Source organism: Testudinibacter sp. 'clade 2', from assembly GCF_006227735.1.
Lineage (GTDB): Bacteria > Pseudomonadota > Gammaproteobacteria > Enterobacterales > Pasteurellaceae > Chelonobacter.
The window spans coordinates 1-5,455 of the sequence record NZ_VDHB01000046.1; the positions used below are offsets into that span (position 1 = coordinate 1).

General features: G+C 44.3%; 6 protein-coding genes. 3 read left to right on the forward strand and 3 right to left on the reverse strand.

The annotated features are described in order from the left end of the window. Nucleotides 1-64: 64 nt before the first annotated feature. Nucleotides 65-1,078 carry a Fe(3+) ABC transporter substrate-binding protein gene (locus FHQ30_RS04285; protein ID WP_139611862.1) on the reverse strand — a complete coding sequence of 338 codons (1,014 nt, stop codon included), beginning with the start codon at nt 1,076-1,078 and terminating at the stop codon, nt 65-67. Between the two features lie 244 nt (nt 1,079-1,322). Here FHQ30_RS04285 and argF point away from each other — a divergent pair, with 244 nt between their 5' ends. From argF to FHQ30_RS04300, 3 genes are all read left to right on the forward strand, one after another. Beyond that, nucleotides 1,323-2,327, forward strand: coding sequence for an ornithine carbamoyltransferase (argF, locus tag FHQ30_RS04290; RefSeq protein ID WP_139611861.1), 1,005 nt, complete (start codon nt 1,323-1,325; stop codon nt 2,325-2,327). A gap of 65 nt (nt 2,328-2,392) precedes the next feature. Continuing rightward, nucleotides 2,393-2,782, forward strand: a complete 390-nt coding sequence (locus FHQ30_RS04295; protein WP_139608130.1) for a RidA family protein — start codon at nt 2,393-2,395, stop codon at nt 2,780-2,782. 200 nt (nt 2,783-2,982) lie between these two features. Continuing rightward, the gene (locus FHQ30_RS04300) at nt 2,983-4,317 is read left to right on the forward strand and encodes an NAD(P)/FAD-dependent oxidoreductase (RefSeq protein ID WP_139611860.1); all 1,335 of its coding nucleotides are present in this window, start codon (nt 2,983-2,985) and stop codon (nt 4,315-4,317) included. 47 nt (nt 4,318-4,364) lie between these two features. On the opposite strand, the gene FHQ30_RS04305 is transcribed toward FHQ30_RS04300, so the two are convergent. After that, nucleotides 4,365-4,736, reverse strand: a complete 372-nt coding sequence (locus tag FHQ30_RS04305; protein ID WP_176552094.1) for a helix-turn-helix domain-containing protein — start codon at nt 4,734-4,736, stop codon at nt 4,365-4,367. Between the two features lie 7 nt (nt 4,737-4,743). Then, entirely contained in the window at nt 4,744-5,046 is a 303-nt protein-coding gene (locus FHQ30_RS04310; protein WP_139608131.1) for a type II toxin-antitoxin system HigB family toxin, read from the reverse strand. Nucleotides 5,047-5,455: the final 409 nt, after the last annotated feature.

Below are 5,455 nucleotides of genomic sequence, written 5' to 3' on the forward strand. Positions count from 1 at the left end.
CTTTGTCAATAATCTGAGAGCGGTCAACACCGCTCTTTTTTATTATGCCTATAAAAGTTAGTTATTATAGATCAAATTTCACTTCGTCGACTAATTTTAATGCTTTGTCGTAATTTTCAGCAATGGTTTCCAACGGTAATTTATCCGCGTTGAACGTTCCCCAAGACTGCACTTGAGCAGAGAACGGCACACCCGGTTTCACTGGATATTCGTGGTTTAATTCTGCATAGGCTTGCTGTGCACTGTTGCCGCTTAAATACTCGACCAGTTTGACCGCATTGGCTTTATTCGGGGCATGTTTGGCCACCACCACACCGCTGATATTAACATGGGTACCATAGGAATCTTGGTTAGGGAAGTTGAGGTAAGCCGCTTCTGCCCAGCTGCGTTGCTTGTCGTCATCCAGCATTTTACCGTAGTAGTAGCTGTTGCCAATCGCATAATCACACACACCTTCTTTGATGGCTTTCACTTGATCACGGTCACCACCCTGTGGTTTTTGCGCCAAATTCGCTTTTAAGCCTTCCAACCAAGATTTGGCTTTGGCTTCACCGTCATGGGCGATCATGGAGGCAACCAGCGAAACATTGTAGGCATTTTTACCGGAACGCACACACACTTTGCCTTTATATTCCGGTTTGGCTAAATCGTAGTAAGTGAAATCCACCGGCAGTTTGCCCACACGATCTTTAGAGCTGTAAATCACGCGCGCACGTGTGGTCAAGGCAAACCACTGCTCTTTAGAATCACGATATTGTGCCGGAATATTTTCTTCCAACGCATGGCTGTGAATTGGTTGTGCCAGACCGGCATTCACCACATCCATCACGCGTTTGATATCGACTGTCAACACCACATCAGCAGGACTTAATTCGCCTTCGCGTTTAATACGCTCGACCAATCCTTTGTCGTCAAAAATCAAATTTACTTTGATTCCGCTCTCTTTTTCAAAATTTTTCAGGATCGGTTCAATTAAATAGGGTTGACGATAAGAATAAACATTAACCTCTGACGCAACTGCCGAAGCCGCCATTACCGCAGAAAACCCCAATGCAATTGCAACATGACTTTTTTTCATTATTTTTCTCCATATTTATTTATCGGTTTAGAAATTCCACGCCAGTATAAACCAATCACCCCTGATGAAAAAGCGAATAATTATCATCTTTTAAAAAAAATGATCTTGATCACAGTTTCTCTATACAACGTCTCCTATTTAACAAGGTATTTTTGCTCTGCTGTCATTTTTCTAACTGCACTCACGCTCTAATTCGGGTAAAATCAAGCCAATCCGCTTTTCCATTCAAAACAAGAGGTCAATCATGCCGTTTAACTTACGCAACCGCCATTTTCTGCGCTTAATGGATTTTAGCCCGACAGAAATTCAATTTCTGCTCACATTATCTGCTGAGCTGAAAAAAGCCAAGTACAGCGGCACCGAACAACCGCGTTTACGCGGCAAAAATATTGCCCTGATTTTCGAAAAAACCTCAACCCGCACTCGCTGTGCTTTTGAAGTGGCAGCGTTTGATCAGGGTGCCAATGTGTCGTATATCGGACCAAGCGGTTCGCAAATCGGGCATAAAGAATCAATGAAAGACACCGCCCGCGTGCTGGGTAGAATGTATGATGGCATCCAATATCGCGGTTATGGACAGGAATTGGTGGAGACTTTGGCGAATTATTCCGGTGTGCCGGTTTGGAACGGCTTAACCAATGAATTCCACCCGACTCAAATCCTCGCTGATTTTTTGACCATGCTGGAACACGGCAACGGCAAGCGCTTAAACCAAATGAAACTGGCCTATCTGGGTGATGCACGCAACAATATGGGTAACTCGTTTGTCGAAGGCGCGGCATTGATGGGGCTGGATCTACGCTTAGTCGCACCAAAACAGTTCTGGCCTGAGCAGGCATTATTAGATCAAGCCGCTGAAATTGCCGCAAAAACCGGTGCGAAAATCCATTGTACTGAAAACATTAATGACGGCGTGAAAGGCGTGGATTTCCTGTATACCGACGTCTGGGTTTCAATGGGCGAGCCGGCGCAAGCATGGCAACAGCGGATTGAGCTGATGAAACCCTATCAAGTTAACCGCCAATTGCTGGAGCTGACCGCCAATCCACACGTGAAATTCCTGCATTGTCTGCCGGCGTTTCACGACGATCAAACCGTTGTCGGCAAAGAGATGTTGCAGAAATACGGTATGAATGGACTGGAAGTCAGTGACGAGGTGTTTGAATCAGAGGCTTCTATCGTGTTCGATCAGGCAGAAAACCGCATGCACACCATTAAAGCCGTGATGGTAGCCACATTAGGCGATTAATCACGCTGCAAAACCGCACTTTACGTGTTTATTAACCCCTTAAAAATGAAAATAGGAAAACAGAAATGACAAAAATTATCCATACCGAAAAAGCCCCAGCCGCCATCGGTCCCTATGTTCAAGCCGTGGACTTAGGCAACCTAGTGCTGACCTCCGGTCAAATTCCGGTCAATCCGAGCAACGGCGAAGTGCCACAAGATATCCAAGCGCAAACTCGCCAATCACTGGAAAACGTCAAAGCGATTATCGAACAAGCCGGGTTACAGGTTAAGGACATTGTTAAAACCACGGTTTTTGTGAAAGATCTAAATCAATTCACTACGCTAAATGCAGAATACGAAGCCTTCTTCAAAGAGAACAACCACCCCAATTTTCCGGCGCGTTCTTGTGTTGAGGTAGCCCGTTTGCCAAAAGATGTCGGGGTAGAAATCGAAGCAATAGCGGTTAGAAAATAATCCTTTTGTTTGCATACCGTGGGCGGATTTCAGATCCGCTCCTAAACCCACCGCTCAAAAACCGCACTTAAATAACCTTTCTGGCTTAAACGCTGTGTTCTTAGAATAAATGCTTGACTTGCGATTAAATTAATTGAAAAAAATATAACAAAAGCGCAAAATCCGATTTATGATTTTTTAACTTTTGAGAGTAATTTATTATGCAAAAAATTGTCATTGTCGGCGGTGGTGCCGGCGGGCTGGAGCTGGCAACCTTTCTCGGGCACAAACTGGGGCGCAAGAAAAAAGCCAGCGTCACGTTGGTCGACCGCAACCAAACCCATTTATGGAAACCATTGCTGCACGAAGTGGCGACCGGCTCACTGGATGATGGTGTCGATGCTTTAAGCTATCGTGCCCACGCCAAAAACCACGGTTTCTCCTTTCAACAAGGGAGTATTACCGCACTTTCACGCGAAAAGCGCAATGTTACATTAGCGCCAATTTGCGACGACAATGGCGATTTGCTGGTTTCGGAGCGTAAAATTCCCTACGATATTTTAGTGTTGGCGATCGGCAGCAAATCCAATGATTTCAACACCAAAGGTGTTGCCGAACACTGTATTTTCCTCGACAGTCCGGAACAGGCACACCGCTTTCAACACAAAATGCTCGGCTTATTTTTAAAATTCTCCGAAAACCGCACTTCGCCGGATATGGTTCAGTTAGAACAGAAACTACCATTGGTCGACCCTAACAATGTCAACATCGCGATTGTCGGTGCCGGGGCAACCGGAGTTGAGCTGTCTGCGGAATTGTATAACACCGCTAAACACCTTTCTTCCTATGGCTACGGCAAAATCGACAATAGCTGCCTGAAAGTCACATTAGTGGAAGCCGGCAATAAAATTCTGCCGGCGTTGCCGGATCACATTTCTGCCGCTGCTCACTATGAATTGCAAAAGCTGGGCGTTGATGTGCGCACCAACACTATGATTACCGAAGCCAATGCGGCAGGGCTGCAAACCAAAAGCGGCGAAACCATTCCGGCAGATTTGATGGTGTGGGCGGCAGGCATTCGCGCTTCAGATGTGACGCAACAATTCGACGGTTTGGAAGTCAATCGGCTCAATCAGTTAGCGGTTAAAGAAACCTTGCAAACCACGCTGGACGAACATATTTTTGCCATCGGCGATTGCGCTTCACTGTTGCAAAAAGACGGCAAACCCGTGCCGCCACGAGCACAAGCGGCACACCAAATGGCCACCACTTGCGGCAAAAATATTCTGGCACTATTAGAAAACAAACCAATGAGAGTTTTCACTTATTACGATCACGGCTCGCTGGTTTCGCTATCCAAATTCAGCACCGTCGGTAGTTTGATGGGCAATTTAATGAAAGGCTCAATGACCGTTGAAGGTCGAATTGCCCGTTTTGTCTACGTTTCGCTGTACCGCATGCACCAAGTGGCGCTACACGGCTGCTTCAAAACCGGCTTAATCATGCTGGTCGGACGAATCAACCGTTTTATCCGCCCATCAATGAAGCTGCATTAATATTCCGTTACCGCACTTTGACTGCCTCCCGGCTTAAAAGTGCGGTTTTACAACTCATAAGCCCGAATCAAATGCTCCAGCGGAAAACCAAATTGTTGGTGCAGCTTGCGGATCATTCCCAAGGTTAACTTACGTTTTTTATTCAACACCTCATACACCCGATTCAACTGCCCAATCGCCGGCACCAAATCTTTTGCGGTCAATCCCTCTTGCTCCATACGAAATTTAATGGCTTCAATCGGATCCGGCGGCTCAATCGGATAGTGCTTGGCTTCATAGGCTTCGATAAGTAATAACATGACCTCTAAAAAATCCCCTTCCGGTGATCCGATTTCCGGCTCATTATCAAAATAAGGGCTTATTGTTTTCAGTGCTGTTTTATAATCTTGTTCTGTTTTAATCGGCTTAATATTCATCATATTTCTCTCAAAATAGCTCTACAGTATTTGCATCAATAACATCATATTGAGCATGCGTCCCGACAAATTTCACATAAATCACTTTCCGCATATAAATAATTTTAACAATCAGACGGTAATCATTACCTTTAATATTAAAAACAACACGATTATTTTTTAGAATACTGGCACTTCTAAATTTCGCTTTAATGTCGTTTGGGCTGTTCCATGTCAACTTTTTAACAGCCGCGATCCATGATTTAATTGGTTGTTCAGCATCAGGATATTGCATCCAAAAATTTTTTAGTGTTCCAACAGTAATGATTCTCATATATTAGCTACTTTAGTAAGTTGTTAGTCTAGTCCCAAAATGGGATTCTGACAAGTATTGTATTGTCACTACAGACTACTTACCGCTGCAAACTTAGCGATTAATCAGCGGAAAAATCGGATGACGGATCGCAAAAATATTTTTTACCCTCAAATTAAATAGCGTAAAATTAAAAAGTTGATTAGGGTCTGTTGATGTTTGTTTATAATTTGAGCTATAGACACTTTTTCACCAATACAAGGCAAAAGTCGTGAAGTTTAGTGGTTCTAAACGAACGGCTTTTAACGCCGTAGTGGCGAAAAAGCGTCATAGTCCTACGGATTGTGTTTAAAATATAAACAAAGATCAACAGACCCTACACTTATCGGACCAGATAATATTTCAAAAGGATACTGCTATGACCCAATAC

Excerpts from the sequence above, each read along its gene's own strand:
- FHQ30_RS04285 (WP_139611862.1), bottom strand. The coding sequence starts at position 1,078 with ATGAAAAAAAGTCATGTTGCAATTGCATTGGGGTTTTCTGCGGTAATG.
- argF (WP_139611861.1), top strand. The coding sequence starts at position 1,323 with ATGCCGTTTAACTTACGCAACCGCCATTTTCTGCGCTTAATGGATTTT.
- FHQ30_RS04295 (WP_139608130.1), top strand. The coding sequence starts at position 2,393 with ATGACAAAAATTATCCATACCGAAAAAGCCCCAGCCGCCATCGGTCCC.
- FHQ30_RS04300 (WP_139611860.1), top strand. The coding sequence starts at position 2,983 with ATGCAAAAAATTGTCATTGTCGGCGGTGGTGCCGGCGGGCTGGAGCTG.
- FHQ30_RS04305 (WP_176552094.1), bottom strand. The coding sequence starts at position 4,736 with ATGATGAATATTAAGCCGATTAAAACAGAACAAGATTATAAAACAGCA.
- FHQ30_RS04310 (WP_139608131.1), bottom strand. The coding sequence starts at position 5,046 with ATGAGAATCATTACTGTTGGAACACTAAAAAATTTTTGGATGCAATAT.